The organism is Nonomuraea sp. B5E05 (assembly GCF_039880665.1).
GTDB lineage: Bacteria > Actinomycetota > Actinomycetes > Streptosporangiales > Streptosporangiaceae > Nonomuraea.
The window spans coordinates 106,673-132,614 of sequence record NZ_JBDPMJ010000010.1; the positions used below are offsets into that span (position 1 = coordinate 106,673).

Here is a 25,942-nt window from a genome sequence, read left to right on the forward strand (position 1 = left end):
TGGACAGGTCGCCGGTGGGATTCGCCTCGCGCGGCGTTCGCCTACCTTCGGCGGCATGACTTCTCCTGCCGTCACTTCGAGGGGGACCGGACGTGACACCCATCCCCTGCTCACCGTTCTCCTGGCGCAACTGATCTACGCGGCCGGCCTCCTCGCGGGCGTCCTCCTGTTCCAGACGCTGGGTGCGCTGCTGGCGGGGGCGCAGCCGTCGCCGCCGCTCATCGCCGTCTTCGCCGTGCTGCAGGCCGTGCTCGGGCACGCGCCCATCTTCGCGCTGCTGTGGGCTTGGGTGCGGTTCTACGAGCGGCGGCCGTTCGCCGCCTCGCTCGGCCTCACATGGGACGGGCTCGCCTGGAGGCAGCACGCGACCGGCTTCGGCCTGGGGGTGGCGTTCATCGCGGGGTGGCTGGCGTTGCAGGCCGCCATCGGGAACCTGCGGGTGGACGACACGCTGGTCGCCTCCGGCACTCCGCTCGCGGCGCTGGCGTACCTGCTGCCGGCGTTCTATCTGGGCAGGATCGTGATGATCTCGATCGAGGAGATCCTCTACCGGGGCTGGATCCTGCGCAGCGCCACCACGCGCTGGGGTGCGACGGCAGGCATCGCGATCTCGTCGGGGGCGTTCGCGCTGTTCCACTTCGCCGGCCCGCTGATGCTGATCTTCCCCCTGCACCGGTTCACCTGGGTGCTGGCCGCCAACCTGGTGCTCTGGTCGGTGCTGGCGGCGCTGCTCACGCTGATGGGCGGCAGCCTGTGGGCGGCCATGGCCTTCCACGCGACGCCGCTCTGGCTGGCGACCCATGTCTTCGTGGTGGCCGCCCCCGGGCAGCGCCCGCCGCAGCTCGCCATGGTGCTGCTCTCCCAGCCGCAGGCGAGCCCGCTGCTGGGAGAGCCCGCCACGGCCGGCCCGTTCACGGGGCTGCCGACCACGCTGCTGCTGGCGCTCCTGTGCGGCGCCGCCTTCGCCGCCTACCGGAGGCGGGGCCGGCGCGTCACGCCTGTGGCCGGATGATGGCCATCCTGGTGACGGTCAGCTCCTCGATGGCGAACCGCGGCCCCTCGCGGCCGGCGCCCGAGTCCTTCACGCCGCCGTACGGCATGTTGTCCGCCCTGAAGCCGGGCACGTCGTTGACCACCACTCCCCCGGCCTCGATCCGCTCGATGGCGGCGAACGCCGTGGTCAGCGACCGGGTGTAGACCGCCGCGTGCAGGCCGTACCGTGAGGCGTTGACCGCGGCGAAGGCGGCGTCGAGGTCGGGCACCGAGCGCACGCAGACCACAGGACCGAAGATCTCCTCGTCCCAGGCGTCGGCGCCGTCGGGGACGTCGGCGAGCACGGTGGGCGCCAGGGCGCGTCCGACGCGGTGCCCGCCGGTGATCGGCCGCGCTCCCGAGGCGGAGATCCACGCGAGCACGCGGTCGGTGGCCGCCTCGTCGATGAGCGGGGCGACGCGGGTGCCCGGCAGGCGCGGGTCGCCGACGGTGACGCTCTTGACGCGCTCGGCCAGCAGGGTGACGAACCGGTCGCGTACGGGCTCCTCGACCAGCACCCGCTGCACCGAGATGCACGCCTGGCCGGAGGCGTAGTAGCCGCCGCGCACGACCGCGTCGGCTGCGGCCTCCAGGTCGGCGTCGGCCGCCACCACGAGCGCCGCGTTCGAGCCGAGCTCCAGCAGCACCTTGGTGGGGGCGGCGCCGCGCGCGATGGCGTGGCCCGCCGCGGCCGAGCCGGTGAACGAGACCGCGCCGATCCGCCGGTCCTCCACCAGCGTCCTGCCGACCGCGACGTCGCCGGTGACGAGCTGCACGGCGGCCGGGGGCAGCGCGCCGGCCGAGCGCAGCAGGTGGACCAGCCAGAGCGTGGCCAGCGGGGTCGCGGGCGCCGGCTTGACGATCACGGGACAGCCGGCGGCCACAGCCGGGGCGATCTTGTGCGCGGCCAGGAGCAGCGGGTAGTTGAAGCCGGTGATGCCGACGACGACGCCGATCGGCCGGCGCGTCCAGAACCCGATCAGGCCCTCCCCCGACGGCAGCAGGTCGAGCGGCACGGTCTCCCCGTGCAGCCTGGCGACCTCCTCGGCGGCCGTGGCCAGGGTGACCAGCGTCCTCGCGACCTCCACCTTGCAGTCGGCCAGCGGTTTGCCGGTCTCCAGCACCAGGAGCCGCTCGAACTCCTCGCGGGCCCCCTCCAGCGCGTCGTGGGCGTGCGTGAGGGCGGCACGCCGGGCGTGCGAGGGCAACGCCGCCATGGCGGGGGCGGCGGCCAGCGCCGCGTCGAGGGCCTGCCGGGCGTGCGCCGGCGTGCCCAGCGGGGCGGCGGCGACCCGGGTGCCGTCGTAAGGGAAGATCACGTCGGTGGTGGCCGCGGTCTCCGTCCATCCGTCGCCGATGGGAAGTCCGGCGGGCCAGGCTTGCTCGATGCTCATGGCTCTTTCCGTAGGGCGCTGGGAAACACGTCGAGGTACGCGGGCGCGCCCTCGCGGCCGGTCGCGGCCAGCACGGCGTGCGCCACGGCGCGGCTGAACGCGTCGGCCGCCACCGCCAGGGCGTCCTGGAGCACGTCGTGGTCAGGGGCGGGGCGGGCGCAGGTGGCCAGGGCGAAGATGGTGTCGCCGTCCGTCATGGTGTGGGCCGGCCTGATCGCCCTGGCCAGGCCGTCGTGGGCGACCGCGGCCAGCTTGCCGCACTGGGCCTTGGTGAGGGTGAGGTCGGTGGCCACCACGCCGATGGTGGTGTTGAACGACGGAGCCTTCTCCGGACGCCAGGCCGCGGCCTCCTCCGGCGCGGGCGGCTCCAAGGCGAACTCCCCTGGCAGTCCGTACCTGGCGCCGGAGAGGGTGGCGTCGGCGGGGTCGAGCACGGAGCCCGCGGCGTTCACGACGGCCAGGGCGGCCACCGTCGTGCCGTCGGGGAGCACGGCGCTGGCCGTCCCCACGCCTCCGGCCAGCCCGCCCGCCACCGCGCCGGTGCCGGCTCCGACCGACCCGTTCGCCGTCGCCGGCGCCGTCGTGCACGACACCCCGCCGTCCTGGGTCACCGCAGGCGGTCCGCCTGGGGCCGAGACCTCTGCGTCGGACGCGGCGTCGTAGGCGGCGGCGCCCAGCGCCGCGTCTGGGACGGCGCGGAACGTTCCGCCCCGCCCGAGGTCGAAGATGACGGCGGCCGGCACGATCGGTACGGCGCCGCCCGCCACGGGATAGCCGGCGCCCGCGTCGGCGAGCCGGTCCACCACCCCGCACGCCGCCCCGAGCCCGAACGCGCTCCCGCCCGACAGCACCACGGCGTGCACCCGCTCCACCAGGTTGCGCGGGTCGAGCAGCTCCGTCTCCCGGGTCCCAGGCGCGGCCCCGCGCACGTCGACCCCGGCCACCGCGCCCCCGGCGGGCGCCACGACCACGGTGGTGCCGGTGCGGTGGCCGCCGCCGACCCGCTGCGCGTGGCCGACGCGCAGGCCGGGGACGTCCACCAGCGCGTTGGCGGGGCCTGGGCGCATCAGTGGTCTCCGGTCAGGAACCGGCGGGCGGCCTCGGCGAACACCCTGGCGCACTGGACGATCTCGGCGACCTCGACGAACTCGTCCGCCTGGTGCGCGATCCACTTGCCGCCCGGCCCGTACACGACGGAGGGGATGCCGCCCCAGTGGGTCAGCACGGTCCCGTCGGTCGAGCCGGGCACGCCGCCGTACACGGGTTCCCGCCCGGTCACGGTGCGGTGCGCGGCGGCCAGCGCCGCGACGACCGGGTCGGAGACGGGCACGTCCACCGGCGGCCGGTCCACCAGCGTCGACACCTCGGCGGTGATCCCGTCGCGGGAGGCGAGGGCCGCCACCCGGTCGGCGATGACCTTGTGCTCGACGCCCGGGACGGTCCGCACGTCGACGAAGACGGAGGCGACCGCGGGGATGACGTTGACCTGCTCCTCGGACCCGGCCCGCACCACGGTCGGCGTCACGTACACCTCGCCGAGGTGCTCGTGCGCCGGGTGCAGCGCCTGGAGCTCGTCCTGCAGGGACCGCAGGCCGGAGAGGAGCTCGCCCACGGCCTGGATGGGGTTGCGGCCGTGCTGCGGCATCGCGCCGTGGGCCATCCTGCCGGTGAGGTCGACGCGCAGCCGCAGCGCGCCCTTGGCGACGGCGCAGATCTCGCCCGCCTCGGGCTCGGCGACGATCGCGCCGTCCACGTCGGCCGCCAGCCCTTCGGAGACGAAGTGGTGCGCACCGATCATGAGCCCTTCCTCGTCGGCGAGCGCGCACACCTTGATCCGGCCGGGGAACGGTCCAGTGAGCTGCAGGGCGCGGGTGGCGTAGAGGGTGGCCGCGAGGCCGGACTTCATGTCGGCGCTGCCGCGGCCCCACAACCGCCCGTCGCGGATCTCGCCGCCGAACGGGTCGACGGTCCAGGTGGACAGGTCGCCCTCGGTCACCACGTCGGTGTGGCCCTCGAACATCAGGGTCGGCCCGTCACCGCCGCCGCCCTCGACGACCGCCACGACGTTGGGCCGTCCCGGCGCCGCCTCGTACACGACCGGCTCCCAGCCCCACTCGCGCATCTTCGCCGCGACGAGTTCGGCGGCGGGCCGCTCGTCGCGCCCGCGCGCCGGGTCGTTGGTGCTGGGGATCCGCACCAGCGCCCGCGTGAACTCCACCACGCCGTCGGCGTCGACCTCGATCACCACAAACCCTCCAATGTCGGTACGGCCCGCAGCAGCTCCTGCGTGTACGGATGGGCGGGCGCCTCCCAGACGTCGTCCACCGGCCCGGTCTCCACGATCTCGCCCCCGCTCATGACCGCGACCGTCTCGCACACGTGCCGCACCACGGACAGGTCGTGCGAGACGAAGACGAGCGTGAGGCCCAGCTCGTCGACGAGGTCGGCCAGCAGGTTGAGGATCTGCCCGCGTACGGACACGTCCAGGGCGCTCACCGGCTCGTCGGCGACCAGCACCTTCGGCCGGGGCGCGAGCGCGCGGGCGATCGCGATGCGCTGCCGCTGCCCGCCGGAGAACTGGTGCGGGTAACGGCCGGCGGCCTCGGGCGGCAGCCCGACCCCGGCCAGCAGTTCGCTCACGCGGTCGCCGGCCGGCAGGCCGAGGGCGACGAGCGGCTCGGCGACGAGGTCGCGTACACGCATGCGGGGGTCGAGCGAGCTCATCGGGTCCTGGAAGACGATCTGGAGGTTCTCGCGCAGGAACCGCAGCCGTTTCTCCGGCAGGCCGGCGATCTCCTGCCCGTCGAAGCGGATGGAGCCGCTGGTGGGCCGGTCGAGCGCGCACAGCAGGCGCAGGAGCGTGGACTTGCCCGACCCGGACTCGCCGACGATGCCGAACCGCTCCCCGCGCCGGACGGTCAGCGACACGTCGCGCAGCGCGTGGACGGCGGCGCCCGGCCTGGTGAGCGAGGTGCGGGGCCGGTGGTAGACGCGGTTGAGGCCGCTCGCCTCAATCAGCGGGGTGCCAGCATGCGAAGGCATGTCCGTCTCCTGTCAGCGCCGGCGCCGTCTCGCACGCGGGGGTGGCGTGCGGGCAGCGGTTCCTGAACACGCAGCCGCCGGGGAAGCGGCCCGCCGACGGGACGCTGCCCTGGATGGTGGGCAGCCGGGTGCCGCGCGGGGTGAGCTTGGAGGCGGCCAGCAGCCCTTCGGTGTAGCGGTGGCGGGGGCGGGTGAAGACCTCGCGGATGGGGCCGCTCTCGACGACGCGGCCGCCGTACATGACGAGGACCCGCTCGCAGACGGAGGCGACGACGGCGAGGTCGTGGGTGATGAACAGCAGCGCCGGCGCGACCTCGGCGATCAGCTCGAGCATCTGCTTCTGCACGGTGACGTCGAGTGCGGTGGTGGGCTCGTCGCAGATGAGCAGGCCCGGTCCGTTGGCCAGGGCGATGGCGAGCATGACGCGCTGCCGCTGGCCGCCGGAGAGCTGGTGGGGGTAGGCGCGGGCGACCTGGCCCGGTTCGGGCAGGCGTACGCGTTCCAGCATCGCGACGGCGCGTTCGCGGGCCTCCTGACGCGGCGTGCCGTGCAGCGTCATGACCTCGGCCACCTGGGCGCCGACGCGCATGAGCGGGTTGAGCGCGGTCATGGGTTCCTGGAAGACCATGGACACCTCGCGGCCGCGCAGGTCCTTGACGCGGCTCTCCGGCACGCCGACCAGGTCGCGATCGCCCAGCCGGGCGGTGCCCGAGGCGGTGACGTCCTCGGGGAGCAGACCCATGAGCGACAGCGCGGTCAGCGACTTGCCCGACCCCGACTCGCCGATGAGGCCGACCCGCTCGCCGGGCGCGATCGTGAACGAGACCTCGCGCACGAGCTCCAGCGATTCGGCCCTGACGGTCAGCTTCTCGACCCTCAGCGTGCTCACCGGATCCTCCTGAGCTTCGGGTCCAGATAGTCGCGCAGTCCGTCGCCGAGGAGGTTGAAGCCGAGCACCGCCAGCGCGATCGCCAGGCCCGGCCAGAGCGCCAGGCGCGGGGTGGAGAACAACAGCTCCTGCGACTCCTGCAACATCCGGCCCCACGACGGCGTGGGCGGGCGGGTGCCGAAGCCGAGGAACGACAGCGCCGCCTCGGCCAGGATCGCGATCGCGAACGACACCGACGCCTGCACGATCAGCATCGAGCCGATGTTCGGCAGCACGTGCCGCACGGCGATGGCGGGCCGCCGGCGCCCCGCGGCCCTGGCGGCCATGACGTAGTCGGTCACCATGACCTGCAGGGTGGCGGCGCGGGCCACCCGGGCGAACGCGGGCACGGTGGCCACCCCGATCGCGATCATGGCGGTGAGCGTGCCGGCCCCGTAGACCGCGCCGAACATGACGGCGAGCAGCAGCGCGGGGAAGGCGAACACCAGGTCGTTGACCCGCATGATCAGCTCGGAGAGCCAGCCGCGCGGCGTCATCCCGGCGATCATGCCGAGCGGGACGCCGAGCGCGGCGGCGATGCCGACGGCGACGATGCCGACGTAGAGGGTGGTGCGCGCGCCGACCATGAGCTGGCTGAAGGTGTCGCGGCCGAACTTGTCGGCGCCGAGCGGGTAGCCGCCGCCCGGCTCGCGCAGCTTCTGCGCGGCGTCGACGAGCGTCGGGTCGTGCGGCGTCCAGAAGAACGACGCCACGGCCGCGAGCACCACGAGCCCGACGAGCGCGCCGCCGGCGACCAGCCCGGCGTTCGTCCTGCCCCTCATCGCACCCTCCGGTTCACCGCAGCCTCGGGTCGAGCAGGTGGTAGGCGACGTCCACCACGAAGTTGATCAGCAGGACGGCCGCCACCAGCACCATCACGACACCCTGGACGAGCAGCAGGTCGCGCCCGGCGACGCCGTTCAGCAGCAGGTCGCCGAGCCCGGGGATGACGAAGACCCGCTCGACCACGACCGCGCCGATCAGCAGCGTGGCCAGTTGCAGGCCGAGCACGGTGACCACGGGGACGGAGGCGTTGCGCAGCCCGTGGCGCCACAGCGCGCCGGTGCTGGCGCGGCCCTTGGCGCGGGCGGTGCGCAGGTAGTCCTCCCGCATGACGTCGAGCACGGCGCTGCGCACGTAGCGGGTGAGCACCGCCCCCTGGACGAGCCCGAGCGACGCCCACGGCAGCAGGAGGCCGCGCAGCCACTCCCCCGGGTCCTCCGCGAAGGGCACGTAGCCGCCGGACGGCAGCACCTGGGCCTGCACCGCGAACACGAACACCAGCAGGATGCCGGCCAGGAACGCCGGGATCGCGATGCCGACCTGGCTGGCCGCGCTGATCGCCGCGCCGAGCGGGTCGCGGTGGTGCACGGCGGCGTACGTGCCCAGCGGCACCGCGACGGCGAGCGCCACGGCCATGCCGCCGAGCACGAGCACGGCCGTCACGCCGAGCCGGTCGCCGATCTGCGGCCCGATGGGCGAGCTGGTCACGTAGGAGGTGCCGAAGTCGCCCTGGAGGAGACCTCCGGACCAGTCGAGGAACTGCACGACGGGCGGCCGGTCGGTGCCGAACTCCTCGCGCAGCGCGGCCACCGCCTCGGGCGTGGCGTTGACGCCGAGCGCGATCTCGGCCGGGTCACCGGGCAGCAGCGCCATGAACCCGAACACCACGACGGCGGCCACGGCGGTGCTGGCGAGCAGCACCGCCAGGCGTTTGAGCAGGTAGAGGGTCACTGTTTGGCGAGTGCGGTGAAGTCGAAGGACTCCGAGATGGCGTTCTTCGGCAGGCCGGTGACGCCCTTCTTCGCCACGATCAGGTTGGGGAAGAGGAAGAGCCAGTCGGCGGCCGCGTCGTCGGACAGGAGCTTGGCGGCCTGCTTGAGGTCGTCGGCCTGCTCCTGCTCGGTGCCCTGGTCGGCGGAGGCGAGGAGCTTGCCGAACGCGGGATTGTCGTAACCGAAGTAATAAGACTTATCGGCAAAGATCCCCATGTCTCGGGGTTCGACGTGGTTGATGATCGACAGGTCGTAGTCGCCCTTCGAGAACACCTGGTCCAGCCAGCGGGCGGGGAACTCCAGCGGCTCGATCTCGGCCGTGATCCCCACCTGGGCCAGCTGCGACTTGACGACCTGGGCGCTCGCCACCGCGTACGGCAGGTTGGGGATGCGCATCTTGACGTTGTACGTCTTGCCGCCGAGCAGCTGCTTGGCCTTGGCCGGGTCGTACGGGTAGTCGCCGGTGCGGTCTTCGTACCAGGGGTCGGTGGGCGGCACCATCGAGCCGATCAGCCCGCCGCGCCCGGCCCAGGCGGTGTCGAGCAGCGCCTTGTGGTCGATGGCGTGCCGGACGGCCTGCCTGGCCTTCTTGTCGTTGAACGGCGGGCGGCCGTTGTTCATCGACAACACGACCTCGCCGTTGGTGGTGCCCTCGATGACCTCGAAGCGGCCTGGGTCGGCGAACTGCTGCAGCGACTCGGGCGCCTGCACGCTGGAGATGACGTCGATGCCGCCGGTGAGCAGCGCGTTGTTCATCGCCGTCGCGTCCTTGAAGTATTTCAGCGTGATCGACGACAGCGGCGGCTTCGTGCCCCAGTAGGAGGGGTTGGCGTCGAGTTTGATCGAGTCGCCGCGCCGCCACGAGCCGAGCACGTACGGGCCGGTGCCGACGGGCTTACCGGCCAGGTCGGACACTCCCGTGCGGCTGAACATCGCGCCCAGCCTGGTGGCCATCGAGTAGAGGAAGCCGTTGCTGGGCTGCTTGAGCGTGACCACGGCGGTGGAGTCGTCCTTCTTCTCCACCTTGTCGACGACGTCGAGCTGCGACTTGATCTTGAGCTTCCAGTCGGACTTCACCCGGTCGAGCGAGAAGACCACGTCGTCGGCGGTGAACGGCGCGCCGCTGGAGAACTTCACGTTCTCGCGGAGCGTGAACGTGTAGGTCTTCCTGTCGTCGGAGACCTCCCACTTCTCGGCCAGCAGCGGCACGATCTCGCCTGCCTGGTCGAGCTTGACCAGGCCCTCGTAGACGTTGACGAGCAGCGCCTGCGGGATCGCGGCGCCCTCGGTGGAGGTGAAGTCGAGGTTGGCCGGCTCGGCCACGAACCCGACGGCCAGCGACTGGGCCTCGGGGGTGCCGGACGCGGATCCACCGCTGTCGCCGCCACCGCAGGCGGCCGTGGCCAGCAGGAGACCGCCGACGGCGATCCAGATGCCGATGCGCCTCATTGTCTTCAGCCTCCTGGCTAGTGCACTGGTCGGACCAGTAGGCTGCACATTGCCAGTCGTCGGCGGCTCGGGTCAAGGGGGATTGCATGGGTGGTCCGCGGTTCGAGCCGGTGCGTGCCGTCCGCGCCTACGAGCGGGTCGTGGAGCAGGTCGAGGAGGCCATCGAGAGCGGCGCGCTCAGCCCTGGCGAGCGGCTGCCGAGCGAACGCGACCTGATGGTGCAGTTCTCGGTCAGCCGGTCCACCGTGCGCGAGGCGCTGCGGGTGCTGCAGGCGCGCGGCCTGGTCCGGTCGCGTCCCGGCGATCCGCACGGGGCGGAGGTGCTGCCGTTCACGCCCGCCGCCCTGCACAAGTCGATGACCACGCTGGCCAGGGTGGCGGAGCTGTCGCTGGCCGAGCTGGTGCAGTTCAGGATGGTGCTCGACTCGTCGGCCAGCCTGCTGGCCGCCCGGCTGCGCACCGACGGGCAGCTCGCCGAGATGGGGGCGGCCGTCGCGCGCATGCGCGCCGCGACGGACCACGACGCGTTCGTGGCCGAGGACGTCTCCTTCCACGATGTGGTGGCGCGGGCCAGCGGCAACAAGCTGATCCAGATCTGCACCGACGTCGTCCGCTCGATCGTGCTCGGGCTGATCTCGGAGAAGCTCGCCGCCGCCCCCGACCGGCCGGCGCTGATGCGGCAGACGATCAAGCACCACGAGGAGGTGCTGGCCGCCGTGCGCGCGGGCGACGGGCCGCTGGCCGCCCGGCTGACCCGCAAGGCGATGTACGACTATTACGCGGACTACGTGCCGGACGGTGAACGCCCGGCCCTGCGCGCCCTGCTGGAGTGATCGCGCTGACTCCGCACTGGTCACCTGACCCGGGGCCCCGAATGTTATCTTGCCCACGTGCCGCTCGATGATGGGGACGCGTTGCGCGAGGCGTTCCTGCGCGAGCCGCGCCGCTACACCAGCCACCAGGTCGCCGACATGGCGGGGGTGCCGGTCTACCGCGCGCGGCGGCTCTGGCGCGCCCTCGGGTTCCCCAACGTGGCCGACGACGCGGTCGAGTTCACCGACTCCGACGTCGAGGCGCTCAGGACGATGTTGCGCATGGTCGGCTCCGGCGCCTACGACGAGGAGCACATGCTGCTGATCGCCCGCTCCATCGGCCGGGCCACGACCAGGCTGGCCGAGTCGCAGGCCGAGGTGGGCGTGGAGTCGCTCGACCAGGCGGGCGTGCCGCTGGAGGAGCGGTCGCGGGCGTGGCGGCGGCGGGCCGAGCTCGTGGTGCCCGACCTGGGGCGGCTGCTGGTCTACGCCTGGCAACGTCAGCTCGCCGCCGCCGCCGGGCGCATCGCGGGCCAGGACATGAGCGCCGTGCGGCTGTCCGTCGGGTTCGCCGACCTGGTCGCGTTCACCCGGCTGAGCCGGCAGATCACCCTCGGCCAGCTGGCCCGGCTGGTCGACAGGTTCGAGGGGCGCTCGGCCGACATCGTGACCTCGTCCGGCGGGCGGGTGGTCAAGACGCTGGGCGACTCGGTGTTGTTCGTGGCCGATGAGGCGCACGTGGCGGCGGACATCGCGGTGCGGCTGGTGGAGACGCACGCGCGCGGCAAGGACATGCCGGAGCTGCGGGTGGGGCTGGCGGCGGGGCCGGTGATGTGGCGCATGGGCGACGTGTTCGGCACCACGGTCAACCTGGCCAGCCGGCTCACCGCGCTGTCATTGCCCGGCACGATCCTGGCCGATCCGCAGCTCGCGGAGGAGCTCGAGGGCGACCGGGAGTTCCGGCTGCGGGCGGTCGACCGGCTGTCGGTGCGCGGGCTGGGCGAGCTGGTGCCGTTCACGGTCACGCGCGCCGAGACCGCCTGACGCCGGTTCCCCCGGCCGGCGACGCCGGTTCCGCGCGGGCAACCTGGCGTCGCGCTCGATGCGTCACTACCGTCGGCAAGCTTCGAGGAGGCAACTCACGTTGGCGGATAGGACGATATTTCATGACTTTGTGGCGACAAGGTCCGATCGGCTGCTGCGCACCGCGTACCTGCTGACCCGCGACTGGGGGGTCGCCGAGGACCTGCTGCAGGAGTCGCTGGCCAAGGCCTGGTTCGCCTGGCCGGGCATCGACGAGCCCGAGGCGTACGTGCGCAGGGTCCTGGTGACCACGTACACGTCCTGGTGGCGGCGCAGGTGGCGCAGGGAGCTGCCCAGCGACGACCTGCCCCACGCCGTGACGCATGATCCTCCCGGCGGCGAGCGGGAGGAGCTGTGGCAGGCGGTCGGCCGCCTGCCCGCCCGGCAGCGCGCGGTGGTCGTGCTGCGGTTCTACGAGGACCTGCCGGTGGCCGAGGTGGCCAGGATCCTGGGCTGCCAGGAGGGCACGGTCAAGAGCCAGTGCGCCAAGGCGCTGGCCAAGCTGCGAGTGGACGAATCGATCGTGAAGGAGCTGCACCGATGAGCGCGCACGACCTGCGTGACGTCCTGCGGGAGCGGGCTGAGGCCCCGGCGCCCCCCAACCCGCACCGGCACGACCAGATCCGCTCCCGCATCCGCAGGACCCGCATCCGGCGGGGCGCGATGGCCGGCGCGGCGGTGGCCGCGGCGGCCGTGGTCGTCGGCGTCTCCCTAGTCCCCGGCGCGGCCGAGTCCCCCGCCCGGGAGATCACCGCGGCGGCCAGGCCCGCGGCCGAGCTGCCCGAGACGTTCACCTCCGGCGACGGCACCGAGTACCGGCGGCTGGCCACGACCCAACTGGCGGCCAAGGGCGGGCAGAAGACGTCGGTCACCGTCCCGGTCACCGGCAGGCCGCTGGACCTGGCCGGGTTGTGCCGGGGCAGGCCCGGGAGCCAGCCGCCGCACATCACCGTGAACGGCAGGCTCCACCAGGCCGGCTCCCTGAGGTGCGGGAAGGACATGGAGCTCAGACCGCTGGTCGTGCCGGAGGGCGCCACGGAGGTCACCGTCACCTTCGACACCGAAATAATCGGGTACGGCTGCGTACGTGAGAAGAAGGGCGGGAGGTGCGAGCCGCTCAAGCCGCACTGGGCCGCCTGGAGCCTGGCCGTCTACGAGTGGACGCCGCCCGCCGAGCCGGTCGAGCCCGACGAGCTGCGCTCCCCGCCTGCCAAGCTGGCCGGTATGAGGCTTGCCGTCGCAAGGGGCGGCACGTGGACGAAGGAGCGCTCGTTCGAGCTGGTGGTCAGGAGCCCCGGCGGGAAGCTCGGTCTGGAACAGCTCTGCACGGGCGACCTGGCCCGTCGCATGTGGTTCACCTACCGGATCAACGGCAAGGACACCGGCTCGACCGCCGACTGCGGCACCTGGAAGAGCGGCCCCTTCCCGCTGGCGATGGGCGAGCACACGGTGCCCAAGGGCGAGAAGGTGACGATCACCGGGAAGGTGGGCCTGTGGGGTGAGGCCACCAACCGGCCGGTCCGCTGGTCGGTGGCGGCGTACGTGAATTGACCGCCTCCGGGCGTGCACCGATGACCGGCCGCCGGCGGCGGCCGGTCAGAACCTGTCGCGCAGTTCCCGCTTGAGCACCTTCCCCGAGGCGTTCTTGGGGAGGGTCTCCACGAACACCACCCGCTTCGGGGTCTTGAAGGCGGCCAGCCGCTCCCGCAGGAACGCGATCAGCTCGTCGGCCGTCACCCCGGCGCCCTCGCGCAGCACCACGGCGGCCGTCACCGCCTCGATCCACCGCTCGTCCCGCACGCCGAACACGGCCGCCTCCGCGACCTCCGGATGCTGGTAGATGGCCTCCTCCACCTCGCGGCTCGACACGTTCTCGCCGCCCGACTTGATCATGTCCTTCTTCCTGTCGACCACGGACAGGTAGCCGTCGGCGTCCATGACGCCCAGGTCTCCGCTGTGGAACCAGCCGCCGCGGAACGCCTCCTCCGTCTTGGCGGGGTCGTTCCAGTAGCCGAGCATGGCGTGCGGGCTGCGGTGCACGATCTCGCCGACCACGCCGGGCGGCACCGGCCTGTCCTCGTCGTCGACGATCCTGGTCTCGACGTTCAGGGCGGGCCTGCCCGCCGAGCCCAGCCGGGTGAGCTGCTCGTCGGGCCCGAGGATCGTGGCGACGGGGGCCATCTCCGTCTGGCCGTAGAAGTTGAACAGGCGCACCTCGGGCAGGCGGGTGGCGATCTCCTTCAGCACCTCGACGGGCATGATCGAGGCGCCGTAGTAGCCCTTGCGCAACGACGACAGGTCGCGGCGGCCGAAGTCGGGGTGGCGGAGCAGGCCGATCCAGACGGTGGGCGGACAGAAGAGCTTCGTCGCGCGCTCGCCCTCGATCGTGGCCAGGATCACCGCGGGGGTGGCCCCGGGCAGGATGATGTTGGTGGCGCCCAGGTAGATGCCGGGCGTGAGGAAACAGTGCAGTTGCGCGCAGTGGTAGAGAGGCAGCGCGTGCACCTCGACGTCGTCGGGGCTCATCTCGCCGTCGGCCACGCACGTGACGTACTGGGAGATCAGGCTGCGGCTCGACAGCGTGGCGCCCTTGGGGCGCGACTCGGTGCCGCTGGTGTACATGAGCTGGATCGGGTCGTCGTCGGCGATGTCCACCTGCGGCTCCGACGCGTCGTCGCAGGCGGCCCAGCTCGCGAACGGCTCCCAGCCGTCCGCCGCCGCGCCGATCACCCCGCGCACGGTGACCCGCGGGCCCGCCGCCGCGGCGGCCACCGGCAGCAGCCCCTCCTCCACCAGCATCCCGGTCGCGCCCGAATGCTCCAATATGTACGCGACCTCGTCGCTCCCCAGCATGAAGTTGATCGGCACGGAGATCGCGCCCAGCCGGGCCAGCGCGAAATACGCGACCACGAACGCGTGGTTGTTGTGGCTCAGCACCGCGAACCGGTCGCCCTTGCCGACGCCCCGCGCCGCCAGCGCGTTCGCCGTGCGGTTGACCATCAGATCGAGGTCGGCGTAACTCTGGCGCAGGTCACCGTAGACGACGGCGGTCTTGGCGGGGTGGCGGGCGGCCGAGCGCCGCAGCAGGTCAGCGATGGTATGCCGGCGGATCATGGGGACATCCTTCAGTCGCGCAGAACCATGTTCGGGTGATCCTAACCGTTCCCCGTCTCCTGCGCCCGCGCGCGATGCCGCCGGCATCGGGTGGCGGGGCATAGACGGTGGTCATCCGGGAACTCGCTTCGGTGACGACGTCATCTCAGTTCACGGAGACGCTCACGCGTCCCATCCGAGAGAGGCCGCGCCACCGCCATGCCGCCCATTCCAGAGATCATGCACCGTACGTTGTTCCGCACCCTGTCACTGCTCCCGCCGCAGGCCCAGGGCATAATACTCGGCCGTTTCTTCGACTGGCGGCACCGGGTCCCCGACCCCTGGAAGTTGTCGACCGACACCTACGAGCGGCAGAAGTACGAGGCCACGCTGAAACACGTGCCGCGGAAACCGTACCGGCGGATCATCGAGGTCGGGTGCAGCGAGGGCGCTTTCACCCGCGCGCTGGCGGCCGCCTATCCCGAGGCCGAGATCGTCGGGGTCGACGTCTCCGCGCGGGCGCTGGCGCGGGCCCGACGGCGGGTCCCCGACACCGGCCGGGTGCGCTTCGTCCGGGCCGACATCCTCACCCACGTGCCCGAGCAGCGCTTCGACCTCGTGTTCTGCTCGGAGACCCTGTACTACCTCGGCCGCCACGAGCGCCTGCGCCTGGCCAGCGCCCGCCTGGGCCGGCTGCTCGTGCCCGGCGACGGGGTGCTCGTGGCCGTGCACCCATGGCCGGAGGCCGGGCGGCTGCACCGCTACCTCGACGCCGACACGGCGCTGTCGCGGCTGACCGAGGAGGTCTACCCGGCGCCTCCCCGCCCGTACGCCGTCACGATCTACACCACGAGGGCCGGCCCACCGCCCGCGTGACTCACCCGCGACATCAGCGGACCGAAGGCCGTCCTCCCGGCGGCGGTCCGTGTCCCCGGCTTGCCCCAGCGCGCGTCCTGCGCCGCCCGCTCCGCCGCCACGTCGGCGAGCACCCTAGCCAGCGAGCCCGGCACGCCCGCATCGCCGTCCTCAGTCATCTCTCCAGTGTGGCCCATGAGCCCCGCCGGCCTCACCGGTCACGGAGAGCCGGGCGGCTCGCCACGGAAGCCCGGCCCAAGATCCGTCACACCGGCGCACACGTGCTCCCTGAACACCCGCGCCGCGGGGGTCAGCCGCTCGCCCGCCGGCCAGCTCACGCCGATCGTCCTGAACACCGGCGGCGACAGGGGGATCTCCATGACCCCGGCGAGCGAGCCGGGCGGCCCGGAGCGGGGCAGGATCGCCACCCCCAGCCCCGCCGCCACGAGCCCGCGCACGGTCTCCGACTCCTGCCCCTCGAACACGATCCGCGGTTCGAATCCCGCCCTGGCACACAGGTCGTCGGTGATCTGGCGCAGGCCGTACCCGGGTTCGAGCGTCACCAGCTCCTCCCCCGCCAGCTCGGCGGCCCGCACCCGCCTCCTGGCCGCGAACCGGTGCGAGCCCGGCACGGACAGCACCAGCTCCTGGTCGGCGAGCCGCCTGCTGACCAGGCCCGGATCGTCCAGCGGCATGGGCGCGAGGAACACCAGGTCGATCTCGCCCTCGCGCGCGGCCCGCAACATGGTCTGCCGCGAGCCCTGCACCAGGCTGAACCGGATCCCGGGATGGCGCTCGCGGAAGTCGCGGATGAGGGAGGGGACGAGCGTGCGGCCGAGCAGGTGCAGGAAGCCGAGGACGACGCGGCCCGTGCCCGGGTCGGTCTCCTCGCGCACCTCGCGGACGGCGGCGGTCACCGAGCCCAGCGCGCGGGCGGAGGCGGCCGCGAGCACGCGCCCGGCCCTGGTCAGGCGGATGCCGCGGCCCGCGGGGAGCACGAGCGGCGCGCCGACCAGGTCGGCGAGCGCGGCGAGGCGGCGGCTGGCGGTCGGCTGGGGGATGCCGAGCAGCTCGGCCGCGCGGGTCACGTGCCCGGTCTCGCCGACCGCCGCGATCAGCGCGAGGTCGGAGGCGAGGCGGGCGGCGAGCTCCTCGTCAGACTCATCCATCACGGTATGAATCATCTCCTGTTTCCGCATTGGACGTATCTATGTGCCGTGCCTAGCGTGGCGCGGGTGGTGGTCACTCAGGCTCAGGCTCTGCCCGCGGACACGCGGCGGGTCAGCGCGGCCGTGGCGGCGGCCGGGGTGTCGTCGTTCGCCCTGCTGTACGCGCCCCAGCCGGTGCTGCCGCAGCTCGCCGGGGCGTTTCGGCTGGATCCGGGGAGCGCGTCGCTGGCTGTCGGCGTGGCCACGACCGCGCTCGCCGTGACGGTGCTGCCGCTGGCCTGGCTCGCCGGGGTGGCGGGGCGGCGGCGGGTGATCCTCTGGTCGGTGCTGGTGTCGGCGGTGATCGGGCTGCTGCTGCCGCTGGCTCCGTCGTTCCCCGTGCTGCTGGCGATGCGGGCGGTCCAGGGGGTGGCGGTCGCGGGGTTCGCCGGGGTGGCGGCGGCGTACCTGGCCGACCGGCTCGGCACGGCGCGGTTGCCGGGCGCGGTGGGCGCGATGATCGCGGGCAACACGATGGGCGGGATGCTCGGCCGGCTGGGCGCGGGCTTCGCCGCCGGCCCGCTGGGCTGGCACGGCGCGCTGTTCGCCGTGGCGAGCGTCGCCCTGCTGTGCGCGCTGTTCACGGCACTGGCCCTCCCCCGCGACCAGCCCCCGCCCCCTGGCCAGGGGCCGCCGCACCCCCACGTCGCGGCATCCGCGCCGTCGCGTGAGGGGCCGGGGCGGCCGGTCGCCGCCTACGCCGTCGGCGCGCTGGGCATGGGCGCGTTCGTGGCGCTGTACAACGCCGCCGGCTTCCGCCTGTCCGCGCCGCCGATCTCGCTCAGCACCGCCGCGGCGTCCCTGGTCTTCCTCGCGTACGCCATGGGCACCGCCTCGTCGGCCGCCGCCGGACGGGTGGCCGCCCGCCTCGGACGTACGCCCGCCCTCGTCACGGCGCTGATGGTCACGGTGGCCGGCGCCGTCATGACCGCCCATCCGGCGCTGCCGTTCGTCGTGCTGGGCTTCGCCGTGCTGACCGCCGGGTTCTTCGCCGCCCACGCCATCGCGAACGCCTGGGTCACCGCCGATGCCGCGCCGCGGGCCCGCGGCCGGGCCGCCGGGATGTACACCCTGGCCTACTACCTGGGCAGCGGCGTGGGCGGCACCGCGGGGGGCGTCGTGTACGGGCGCGCGGGCTGGACCTGGCTGGTGGTCCTGACGTCGGCCTGGCTGCTGCTGGCGGGCCTGGCCGTCCTCGTGTCACGCGCGGCGAGGGGACGACGGGTCAGACCGTGAGGGCAGCACGATCCGGCCGCGAGGGCACCACAGGTCAGGCGGTGAGGGCGTGTTCGAGCGCGTCGGCGAGCCACAGGTGGGTCGAGCCGAGCGTGGCCTTCTCTCCGCTGACCTCGCTCACGAGCCGCCAGTAACGGCGGAAGCGCGGGTCGCGGTCGGGAGCCACGTTCGCCAGCAGTTCGCGCCGGAAGTCCGGGGTGTCGCCGACCCCCCGCACCGTGGCGTGCACCGCCACGAACCGGTCCAGCTCGGGCCCGGGACGCGGCGCCTCTCCTGCGATCACGAGGGGCTCGACCAGCGCGCACGCCTCGCCGAGGCCGTACATCAGCTCGTCCTCGTCGTGGATCGCTTTCACGTTCTCCAGCGCACGGGCGCGCAGGAGGCGCGTCAGCGACCGGTCGGCGACCAGGGTGACCAGCTCGGCGTACGCGACGACCTGGGGCGGGGTCGGATGGGCGGGCGGGTCGGGCACGGCCATGGCCACGAACGACGCGAACATCTCGTCGGCGATGGGCGCCACCATCTGCCGCCGCCAGAATCCGACCAGCTCGTCGCGGGCGGCGGTGCCCTGCTCGGCCGCGGCCAGCAGGTCCAGCCGGGCCGGCCGCTCGGCCGGGCCCGCCTCCTCGACGGCGCGCAGGGCGGCCCGCCGCCAGGCCAGCCCGGCGAGCTGGACGTCGAGCACCGCGCGCTCCTCCGCCACCGCCTCGGCCACGGAGCGCTCGCCGGCGAGCACGCGCGCGATGGCGGCCAGCCCCAGGCCGAGCCCGCGCAGCCGCCTGACCATGCCGAGCCGCTCCACCGCGGCGCCGTCGAACCTGCGGTGGCCGCCGGCACTGCGCACCGACTCGATGATGCCCTCGTCGCAGTAGAAGCGGATGGTCCGCACCGGTACGCCGGTCAGCGCCGCCAGATCGCCGATCCCGAGCGTGTCGTTGCTCACATCCACTTGAACCTCCACCGGACTGGAGTTTCTACGGTACCGGCGTACCCGTTGAGAGGATTTTTCGCCATGACGACACTGGACACCGCCCGGCTCGCGGAGGGCTTGCGAGAGCAGACGGCGGGATTCGCCCGCGCGGTCACCGGCGGCGACCCGGACGCCCGGGTGCCGACGTGCCCGGAGTGGCGGCTGCGCGACCTGGCCGGGCACATCGGGCACGCGCACCGGTGGGCGGCCGAGCTGGTGCGCGAGGCCGCGCCCGTGCCCATCGCCGATCCCGCCACGGACGATCCGGGGCCTCGGGACGTGTGGGCGCGGTGGCTGCGGGACGGCGCGGAAGAGGTGATCGGCGCGGTCCAGGAGGCGCCCGCCAGCGCCCGGGTCTGGTCGCTGACGGGTCCGACGCCGCCGGTGTTCTGGTTGCGCAGGATGCTGGGCGACACCGTCATCCACCACTATGACGCGGCGGCCACGACCGGCGTCGCGTTCGACGTCGCCGGCGACCTGGCGGCCGACGTGATCTCCGAGGGGATGGGGCTGCTGGCGGTGCCGTCCGCGGTGGAGTTCAGGCCGGAGCTGGCCGAGCTGCGGGGCCGGGGCGAGACGATCGTGCTGCGGCCGGACTCGGGGCAGGGCTGGGTGATCACCAGGACACCGGACGGAATCCGTTGCGATCGCGGGGGCGGCGACGGCGACGTCGTGGTGTCGGGGTCGGTGACGGAGCTCATGCTGGTGTTCACCCGGCGCGTGCCCCCGCGCGACGTCACGGGCGACCGCGCGCTGCTCGACCACTGGCTGGCGCACACCGCGTTCTAGCCCCAGGCGATCCGCTCCTCCAGCAGCGCCTGCTGGGCGGGGTTGGCGGTGAGTGCGAGGGCGCGCTCGTCGGCCCGCCTGGCCTCCGCCCTGCGGCCGAGATCGCGCAGCAGCTCGGCGCGGGTGGCGTGGAGGAACGGGTAGCGGCCCAGCGCCTCGCCGAGGGCTTCGAGCTCCGCGAACGCCGCCTCCGGGCCGTCCACGTACCGCAGGGCGATGGCCCGGTTGAGCCGGGTCACGGGCGACGGGGCGAGGCACAGCAGCATGTCGTAGAGCACGACGATCTGCCGCCAGTCGGTGCCCGCCCATGACGCGGCCTCGGCGTGGCAGGCCGCGATGGCCGCCTGCAGCTGGTACGGCCCGGGACGCCGGTGCGTGCGGGCCGTCCGGGTCAGGAGCCGGATCGTGTCCTCGATGGCGGTGTGGTCCCACAGGGAGCGGTCCTGGTCGGCCAGCAGTACGAGCCGGCCGTCGGCGCCGAACCTGGCCGCGCCGCGGGCCCGGTGCAGCCGGATGAGGGCCAGCAGCCCGGCCGCCTCGGGCTCGTCCGGCATCAGCCCGGCCAGCAGCGAGGCCAGCCACTCGGCGTCGTCGACCAGGTCACGCGCCTGGGCCCGCTCCAGCGTGCTGGACAGGTAGCCCTCGTTGAACATCAGGTAGATGACGGTGAGCACCTCGCGCAACCGCTCCGGCCGCTCCCCCGCCGTCGGCACGCGGTACGGGATGCCCGCCTCCGCGATCTTCCTCTTGGCGCGGGTGATGCGCTGTGCCACCGTGCTCTCCCGGGTCAGGAAGGCGGCGGCGATCTGCGTGGTCGTCAGCCCGCACACCACCCGCAGCGTGAGCGCGACCTGCGCCTGCCGTGGCAGCGCCGGATGGCAGCAGGTGAAGATCAGCCGTAGCCGGCCGTCGGGTTCGCCAGGCTCCGGCACGCACAGCAGGGCCAGCTTGTCGCGGTGGTTGCTCTCGCGGCGCAGCAGGTCGAGGCCGCGCCGCCGGGCCACGGTGTACAACCACGCCTCGGGCCGCTCCGGCACGCCGTCCTCCGGCCAGCGCACCAGGGCCTTCTCCACCGCGTCCTGCACCAGGTCCTCGGCGGCGGAGAAGTCGCCCAGCAGCGTCACCAGCGAGGCGGCCAGCCGGCCGGCGTGCTCGCGCACCACGCTGGCCAGTGCGGCGTGGGAGACGTCCGTCATGGCCGCTCCTTCTCGTGTTCCCCGGTGTCCATCGTCCCGTCTCCTTCGGTCGTCATGGGACAGACGATCGGGGACCCGCCGTCCGCGACATCAGTCAGAGTTCGACGTGGGTGTCGGGATCGCCGCCGAGCCGTCCACCGCCGTCGAGCTCGGCCATCCTCGCCATCTCCGCGTCCGACAGGCTGAAGTCGAACACCTCCAGGTTCTGCCGCATGCGCTCGGGGTGGGCCGACTTGGGGATCGGCACGGCGCCGAGCTGCAGGTGCCAGCGGAGCACGACCTGCGCGGGGGTGCGCGCGTGGGCGATGGCGAGGTCGGCGACGACGGGCTCGTCGAGCAGCTTGGAGCCGCGGCCGAGCGGGCTCCACGACTCGGTGACGATGTCGTGCTCGGCGTGCCAGGCGCGCAGCTCGCGCTGTGCCAGCCCGGGGTGGAGCTCGACCTGGTTGACGGCCGGCAGGACGCCGGTCTCCTCGGCCAGCCGCTCGATCTGCGCGGGGGTGAAGTTGGAGACGCCGATCGAGCGGGCCAGGCCCTGCTCGCGCAGCTCGACGAAGGCGCGCCAGGTGTCGACGTAGAGGTCGCGACCCGGCAGCGGCCAGTGAATCAGGTACAGGTCGACGTAGTCGAGGCCGAGCCTGGCCCGGCTCTCCTCGAAGCCCTGCATGGCGGCGTCGTAGCCGTGGTGGGATCCGCGCAGCTTCGTGGTGATGAACAGGTCGTCGCGGGCCACGCTCGCCTCGGCCACGGCGGCTCCCACGCCGGTCTCGTTGCCGTAGCTGGCGGCGGTGTCGATCAGCCGGTAGCCGAGCGATATGGCGTGTCTCACGGCCTGATGCGCTCCGTCGTCGTTCATGGGCCACGTGCCCAGACCGAGACGCGGCATCGGGCGGCCGTCGCAAAGCATGATGGTCATGGCCACATCCTTGCCCGATGCCCACCCGGAACAACCACCTTTGTCGCATTTGTACCCCGCGTCGCTCTAAGCAGGGTCAGCCCTCGAGGTAACGCAGGACGGCCAGCACCCGACGGCTGTAGCCAGGATCACGGGGCAGGTCGAGCTTGTCCATGATGGCGTTGACGTGCTTCTCCACGGTGCTGAGCGAGACGTGCAGGCGCTCGGCGATGGCGGCGTTGACGAAGCCCTGCGCCAGGTGCCGCAGCACCTCGCCCTCACGCGGGCTCAGCCTGCTCAGCGGGTCGGCGTGGGTGGTGCGGGCGAGCAGCTGACGCACCACCTCCGGATCGAACGCCGTGCCGCCCGTACGCACCCGCTCCAGCGAGTCGAGAAACTCGCCCACCTCGGAGACCCGGTCCTTCAACAGGTAGCCGAGCCCTTCGGCGGGCCCGGCCAGCAGTCTCGCCGCGTAGTGCTGCTCGACGTACTGGGAAAGGACGAGGACGCCGACGCCGGGCAGGCGCCCGCGGATCTCCAGCGCCGCCCGCAGCCCTTCGTCCTTGTGCGTCGGCGGCATCCGCACGTCGACCACCGCCACGTCGGGCCGGTGGCGCTCGACGGCGTCGAGCAGCGCGGGCGCGTCGCCGACGGCCGCGACCATCTCGTGGCCCGCGTCGTCGAGCAGCCGGGTCAGCCCCTCGCGCAGCAGCACGGAGTCGTCGGCCAGGATCACCCGCACGGCGGAGCCTTCGGCAGCGACGCGGTGATCCTGGTGGGGCCGCCGGGCGGGCTGTCGACGGTGAACACGCCGTCGAGGGCCATGACCCGCCTGGCCAGCCCGGACAGGCCGCCGCCCGAGGGGTCGGCGCCGCCCTCGCCGTCGTCTGAGATCGCCACGCTCACCACCTGATCGTCCTCGTCCAGCACCACCAGGATGTCACGGGCGCCGGCGTGCTTGATCGCGTTCGTGATCGCCTCGCGGGCCACGAAGTAGAGCGCGGTCTCCACCTCGGAGACGGGCCGCCCGGCCAGCCCGTAGTGCACGGTCACCGGCACGCTCGACCGTTCGGCGACGCCCGCCAGTGCGGCCCGCAACCCCAGTTCGTCGAGGGCGGTCGGGTAGATCCGCCAGGCGACGCTGCGCAGCTCGTCCAGCAGGCGGCGCGCCTCGGTGTAGGCCTGGCCGACCAGCTCGGCGGTCCTGTCGTGGTCGCGCGTGTGCCGGGCGCGGCCGAGCAGCATGGCCAGGGCCACGCCCCGCTGCTGCACGCCGTCGTGCAGGTCGCGCTCGATCCTGCGCCGCTCGTCGTCCACGGCCCTGACGATGCCCGAGCGGGTGGCGGTCAGCTCGGCGATCCGCCTGCGCATCAGCTCCTCGCCCCCCGGGCCGAGGAAGCGGGCGGCCAGCCGCCGTTCGAGCGCCGCGACCCCCACCACGAGCAGGCCGGTCACCGCCAGCAGCACGGTCCCGCCGGTCAGCCCGAGCGTCCAGCCGCTGGTGACGAGCCGCACGCCGGGCAGGTTGAGCGGCACCGCCTCCGACCCGCCCGCGATCAGCTCCCACGTCCCGCCGGCGAGCAGCAGCCCGCCGACGAACAGGGCCGCCGCGCAGACATAGCCGCTCAGGACGCCCAGCGCGGCGCGGGCGGCGAGGAACGCGTAGCCGCCGTCCGGCCGGGCCGTCTCGTGGCCGAGCCACCGGGACAGCCTGGCCCGCTCGGCGGCCACCAGCCGGTCCCGCCCCCGCGCCGCGAGCGGCCGGGCCGCCGGGATCAGCGCCGCGGGCCACGCCATGACGAGGAATGCCAGCTCGGCGAGGCCGAGGACCATCCCCAGGAGGACCCCGGCCAGCGAACGAACGACCATGGTCCCCTGCACGGACGCGAGTCTAGGCGTCACGGCGGCGCAGCACGGCGAATCCGGCCGCCAGCGCCGCCGCCGTCCAGGCGAGCAGCCAGGCCAGCCCCTCCCCCGCGGAGTAGGGGATCGGCCCGCCGGTCAGGTTGTCCGTGCTGCCCATGAAGGCCAGCCCGGCGAACGTCGGAAGGCGCATGGAGGCGTCCAGGGCCACCGGAGCGCCGGTCATCAGCAGGAGCAGCGGCAGGCCCATGAGCAACATGAACACCACGGTCAGCGTGCCCGCCGCGCTGCGCAGCGCGGCGCCCACCCCCACGGTCATCACCGACACGAGCGCCAGGAACACCCCCGCTCCGAGCACGTCGGGCACGACCTCGCCGATCGGCATCACGACCAGGCCCCCGAACACGTCCGCCGACAACACCGCGTGGACGGACGCCGCCGCCACGGCACCGGACACCACCCCGGCCGCGAACATCACGGGCCCCACGACCAGCGCCTTGGCCGCCAGCACCACGCCGCGGCCGGGAGTGGCCTGCAACGTGACCCGGATGCTTCCCGAGGCGTACTCCGACGTGATCACCAGCATCGCCGCCGCCACCATCGCGAACTGGACGAACGACGTCGCCGACACCACCGGATCGCCGGCCGTCATCCGCACGCCCGCGCCGCCCTCGCGCAGCGCCTCGGTGGCCGTCGCGCCCCCCAGCGTGATCGCGCTCAGCACCATGAGCGCCAGCGCGCCGGCCAGGCACCACCACGTGGACCGCACGGACCACAACTTGCCCCACTCGGCCCCGACGGCCTGCCACAACGTGCTCATGCCCCGGCCCTCCCCGCGCCGTACTCGACGCTCCGCGACGTCAGCTCCTGGTAGGCCTGCTCCAGCGACGCCTCGCGGGTGCGCAACTCGTGCAGGCGGACGCCGGCCTCGTACGCCAGGTCGCCGACCCGCTCGACGGCGGCGCCCGTGGCCTCCAGCTCGTTCTCGCCGAGCCGGTCCACCGCGATGCCGGCGGCACGCAGGCGTTCGGCCAGGTCTCCCGCGTGCGGCGTGCGTACGAGCACGGCCGTGAGGGAGCTGCCCGCGATGACGTCGGCCAGCGGCGCGTCCATGATGAGCCGTCCCTTGCCGATCACCACGAGGTGGTCGGCGGTGAGCTGCATCTCGCTCATCAGATGGCTGGAGACGAACACCGTGCGGCCCTCGCAGGCCAGCGACCGCATGAGCCCGCGCACCCACCGCACGCCGTCCGGGTCGAGCCCGTTGACGGGCTCGTCGAACATCAGCACCTCGGGATCCCCGAGCAGTGCCGCCGCGATGCCGAGCCGCTGGCTCATGCCCAGCGACAGCGCTCCCGCGGGCCTGCGCGCCGCGCCCGCCATGCCGACCGCCTCCAGCACCTCCGCCACCCGCCGCCGCGCGATGCCGTTGGCGCGCGCCAGCGCCGTGAGGTGCGCGTGACCGCTGCGCCCCGGGTGCAGGGCGCGCGCGTCGAGCAGCGCGCCGACCGTGCGCAGCGGGTTCCTGATCTTCTGGTACGGGACGCCGCCGATCAGAGCCGTGCCGGAGGTGGGCCGGTCGAGGCCGAGGACCAGCCGCATGGTGGTCGATTTGCCGGCGCCGTTGGGGCCCAGGAAGCCGGTCACCGCGCCCGGTTTCAGGTCCAGCGACAGGTCGTCGACCGCGAGCCGGTCGCCGTACCGTTTGCTCAGGTTCTTGAGACTGATCACGCTGCCCCACGCTAGGCAGCCACCGCTGCGGCCACCATGGGGGCGATCCGCCGACCTCGATGGAGGAAAGCCGTAAACCATGTCATGACCATGCAGGCCGGTTGAAAGCCTCGGGCCCTATCCTGCTCGGCACCGAGGCACGCCGGGCGGTGGCCCGCACGTTCGGCGCCGTCACGCGCACTGACCGCTGCGCGTGCTGCGACTGCTCCTGAGCGCGTCCGTCAGGGGTCGGTGACGGTCTTGGCGATGTCGAACGACTGGCCCGTCACATCCTCCTCGGCCAGCCGGTACGCCTCCACGATGGCCTCGCTCAGCGCCTTCGAGCCCAGCCGCATGGCGCGGGGGTCGATGTGCAGCGCGGCCAGCGACCCGGCGGGCGTGACCTCGACGGCGACCTGCCCGCCCGCGCTCTCGCCGCGTCCCCTGGTCTCCTGCAGCCGGCGGGTTACCTCCTCGAACCCGGCCGTCTGGGCGGCCATCTCGGCGAGGACGCGGTCGAGCTCGGGGTCGCCGGTGGGCGGTGGTGTGGTCATCGAATCTCCTTAAGCGTGGAGACCCCGGGCTTCAGCCCTGGGGAGGAAGTCAACTCGC

27 protein-coding genes are annotated in these 25,942 nt (G+C 73.3%); 8 read left to right on the forward strand and 19 right to left on the reverse strand.

Annotation, left to right across the window (positions count from 1 at the left end):
- The first annotated feature begins 55 nt into the window (after window positions 1-55).
- Window positions 56-1,012, forward strand: coding sequence for a CPBP family intramembrane glutamic endopeptidase (locus ABGB01_RS20140; protein WP_347775077.1), 957 nt, complete (start codon window positions 56-58; stop codon window positions 1,010-1,012).
- Here the strand turns inward: ABGB01_RS20140 and ABGB01_RS20145 are convergent.
- The 8 genes from ABGB01_RS20145 to ABGB01_RS20180 are packed head-to-tail and all read right to left on the reverse strand — an operon-like array spanning window position 993 to window position 9,620.
- Complete coding sequence (locus ABGB01_RS20145) at window positions 993-2,426, reverse strand: aldehyde dehydrogenase family protein (RefSeq protein ID WP_347775078.1); 1,434 nt, start codon at window positions 2,424-2,426, stop codon at window positions 993-995. The two genes, ABGB01_RS20140 and ABGB01_RS20145, sit on opposite strands and share 20 nt — an antisense overlap.
- Window positions 2,423-3,493, reverse strand: coding sequence for a P1 family peptidase (locus tag ABGB01_RS20150; protein WP_347775079.1), 1,071 nt, complete (start codon window positions 3,491-3,493; stop codon window positions 2,423-2,425). Before ABGB01_RS20150 ends, ABGB01_RS20145 begins: the two co-directional genes overlap by 4 nt.
- Window positions 3,493-4,671, reverse strand: coding sequence for a M20 family metallopeptidase (locus ABGB01_RS20155; RefSeq protein WP_347775080.1), 1,179 nt, complete (start codon window positions 4,669-4,671; stop codon window positions 3,493-3,495). The genes ABGB01_RS20150 and ABGB01_RS20155 overlap by 1 nt, the downstream gene beginning before the upstream one ends.
- Complete coding sequence (locus ABGB01_RS20160) at window positions 4,668-5,468, reverse strand: ATP-binding cassette domain-containing protein (RefSeq protein ID WP_347775081.1); 801 nt, start codon at window positions 5,466-5,468, stop codon at window positions 4,668-4,670. Before ABGB01_RS20160 ends, ABGB01_RS20155 begins: the two co-directional genes overlap by 4 nt.
- The gene (locus ABGB01_RS20165) at window positions 5,437-6,357 is read right to left on the reverse strand and encodes an ABC transporter ATP-binding protein (protein ID WP_347775082.1); all 921 of its coding nucleotides are present in this window, start codon (window positions 6,355-6,357) and stop codon (window positions 5,437-5,439) included. Before ABGB01_RS20165 ends, ABGB01_RS20160 begins: the two co-directional genes overlap by 32 nt.
- Window positions 6,354-7,178 carry an ABC transporter permease gene (locus ABGB01_RS20170; RefSeq protein WP_347775083.1) on the reverse strand — a complete coding sequence of 275 codons (825 nt, stop codon included), beginning with the start codon at window positions 7,176-7,178 and terminating at the stop codon, window positions 6,354-6,356. Before ABGB01_RS20170 ends, ABGB01_RS20165 begins: the two co-directional genes overlap by 4 nt.
- 13 nt (window positions 7,179-7,191) lie before the next feature.
- A complete protein-coding gene (locus ABGB01_RS20175; RefSeq protein ID WP_347775084.1) occupies window positions 7,192-8,130 on the reverse strand; it encodes an ABC transporter permease in 939 nt (312 codons plus the stop codon).
- Window positions 8,127-9,620: an ABC transporter substrate-binding protein gene (locus ABGB01_RS20180; protein WP_347775085.1), complete on the reverse strand. Its 1,494-nt coding sequence runs from the start codon at window positions 9,618-9,620 to the stop codon at window positions 8,127-8,129. The genes ABGB01_RS20175 and ABGB01_RS20180 overlap by 4 nt, the downstream gene beginning before the upstream one ends.
- 86 nt (window positions 9,621-9,706) lie before the next feature.
- Between ABGB01_RS20180 and ABGB01_RS20185 the strand changes: the two genes are divergently transcribed.
- Genes ABGB01_RS20185 through ABGB01_RS20200 form a run of 4 tightly spaced genes read left to right on the forward strand, consistent with a single transcriptional unit; the run spans window position 9,707 to window position 13,066 of the window.
- On the forward strand, window positions 9,707-10,453 hold the full coding sequence (locus ABGB01_RS20185; protein ID WP_347775086.1) for a FadR/GntR family transcriptional regulator: 747 nt from the start codon (window positions 9,707-9,709) through the stop codon (window positions 10,451-10,453).
- Between the two features lie 57 nt (window positions 10,454-10,510).
- The gene (locus ABGB01_RS20190; RefSeq protein ID WP_347775087.1) at window positions 10,511-11,476 is read left to right on the forward strand and encodes an adenylate/guanylate cyclase domain-containing protein; all 966 of its coding nucleotides are present in this window, start codon (window positions 10,511-10,513) and stop codon (window positions 11,474-11,476) included.
- A 58-nt stretch (window positions 11,477-11,534) separates the two neighbouring features.
- A complete protein-coding gene (locus tag ABGB01_RS20195; RefSeq protein ID WP_347775088.1) occupies window positions 11,535-12,059 on the forward strand; it encodes a SigE family RNA polymerase sigma factor in 525 nt (174 codons plus the stop codon).
- Window positions 12,056-13,066, forward strand: a complete 1,011-nt coding sequence (locus ABGB01_RS20200; RefSeq protein WP_347775089.1) for a hypothetical protein — start codon at window positions 12,056-12,058, stop codon at window positions 13,064-13,066. Before ABGB01_RS20195 ends, ABGB01_RS20200 begins: the two co-directional genes overlap by 4 nt.
- 45 nt (window positions 13,067-13,111) lie before the next feature.
- Here ABGB01_RS20200 and ABGB01_RS20205 read toward each other — a convergent pair whose 3' ends face one another.
- Window positions 13,112-14,629 (reverse strand): acyl-CoA synthetase, encoded by a 1,518-nt coding sequence (locus ABGB01_RS20205; RefSeq protein WP_347775090.1) that lies wholly within the window; start codon window positions 14,627-14,629, stop codon window positions 13,112-13,114.
- 219 nt (window positions 14,630-14,848) lie between these two features.
- Between ABGB01_RS20205 and ABGB01_RS20210 the strand changes: the two genes are divergently transcribed.
- Complete coding sequence (locus ABGB01_RS20210; RefSeq protein ID WP_347775091.1) at window positions 14,849-15,484, forward strand: class I SAM-dependent methyltransferase; 636 nt, start codon at window positions 14,849-14,851, stop codon at window positions 15,482-15,484.
- Here ABGB01_RS20210 and ABGB01_RS20215 read toward each other — a convergent pair.
- The gene (locus tag ABGB01_RS20215) at window positions 15,451-15,642 is read right to left on the reverse strand and encodes a hypothetical protein (RefSeq protein WP_347775092.1); all 192 of its coding nucleotides are present in this window, start codon (window positions 15,640-15,642) and stop codon (window positions 15,451-15,453) included. The two genes, ABGB01_RS20210 and ABGB01_RS20215, sit on opposite strands and share 34 nt — an antisense overlap.
- Before the next feature lie 39 nt (window positions 15,643-15,681).
- Complete coding sequence (locus ABGB01_RS20220; protein WP_347775276.1) at window positions 15,682-16,632, reverse strand: LysR substrate-binding domain-containing protein; 951 nt, start codon at window positions 16,630-16,632, stop codon at window positions 15,682-15,684.
- 66 nt (window positions 16,633-16,698) lie between these two features.
- On the opposite strand from ABGB01_RS20220, the gene ABGB01_RS20225 reads away from it, so the two are divergent.
- Window positions 16,699-17,907, forward strand: a complete 1,209-nt coding sequence (locus ABGB01_RS20225) for an MFS transporter (RefSeq protein ID WP_347775093.1) — start codon at window positions 16,699-16,701, stop codon at window positions 17,905-17,907.
- A gap of 34 nt (window positions 17,908-17,941) precedes the next feature.
- Here ABGB01_RS20225 and ABGB01_RS20230 read toward each other — a convergent pair whose 3' ends face one another.
- Window positions 17,942-18,856 (reverse strand): MerR family transcriptional regulator, encoded by a 915-nt coding sequence (locus ABGB01_RS20230; protein ID WP_347775094.1) that lies wholly within the window; start codon window positions 18,854-18,856, stop codon window positions 17,942-17,944.
- A gap of 63 nt (window positions 18,857-18,919) precedes the next feature.
- Between ABGB01_RS20230 and ABGB01_RS20235 the strand changes: the two genes are divergently transcribed.
- Window positions 18,920-19,666, forward strand: coding sequence for a maleylpyruvate isomerase family mycothiol-dependent enzyme (locus ABGB01_RS20235; protein WP_347775095.1), 747 nt, complete (start codon window positions 18,920-18,922; stop codon window positions 19,664-19,666).
- Here the strand turns inward: ABGB01_RS20235 and ABGB01_RS20240 are convergent.
- The 7 genes from ABGB01_RS20240 to ABGB01_RS20270 form a co-directional block, all read right to left on the reverse strand.
- Window positions 19,663-20,862 (reverse strand): sigma-70 family RNA polymerase sigma factor, encoded by a 1,200-nt coding sequence (locus tag ABGB01_RS20240; protein ID WP_347775096.1) that lies wholly within the window; start codon window positions 20,860-20,862, stop codon window positions 19,663-19,665. The genes ABGB01_RS20235 and ABGB01_RS20240 overlap by 4 nt on opposite strands.
- Window positions 20,863-20,956: 94 nt before the next feature.
- Complete coding sequence (locus ABGB01_RS20245) at window positions 20,957-21,778, reverse strand: aldo/keto reductase (protein ID WP_347775097.1); 822 nt, start codon at window positions 21,776-21,778, stop codon at window positions 20,957-20,959.
- 76 nt (window positions 21,779-21,854) lie between these two features.
- Window positions 21,855-22,499, reverse strand: a complete 645-nt coding sequence (locus ABGB01_RS20250) for a response regulator transcription factor (RefSeq protein ID WP_347775098.1) — start codon at window positions 22,497-22,499, stop codon at window positions 21,855-21,857.
- On the reverse strand, window positions 22,490-23,638 hold the full coding sequence (locus ABGB01_RS20255; RefSeq protein WP_347775099.1) for a histidine kinase: 1,149 nt from the start codon (window positions 23,636-23,638) through the stop codon (window positions 22,490-22,492). Before ABGB01_RS20255 ends, ABGB01_RS20250 begins: the two co-directional genes overlap by 10 nt.
- Before the next feature lie 10 nt (window positions 23,639-23,648).
- Window positions 23,649-24,440, reverse strand: a complete 792-nt coding sequence (locus ABGB01_RS20260; RefSeq protein WP_347775100.1) for an ABC transporter permease — start codon at window positions 24,438-24,440, stop codon at window positions 23,649-23,651.
- The gene (locus tag ABGB01_RS20265) at window positions 24,437-25,351 is read right to left on the reverse strand and encodes an ATP-binding cassette domain-containing protein (protein ID WP_347775101.1); all 915 of its coding nucleotides are present in this window, start codon (window positions 25,349-25,351) and stop codon (window positions 24,437-24,439) included. Before ABGB01_RS20265 ends, ABGB01_RS20260 begins: the two co-directional genes overlap by 4 nt.
- Window positions 25,352-25,572: 221 nt before the next feature.
- A complete protein-coding gene (locus tag ABGB01_RS20270) occupies window positions 25,573-25,884 on the reverse strand; it encodes a YbaB/EbfC family nucleoid-associated protein (RefSeq protein ID WP_347775102.1) in 312 nt (103 codons plus the stop codon).
- Window positions 25,885-25,942 lie beyond the last annotated feature (58 nt).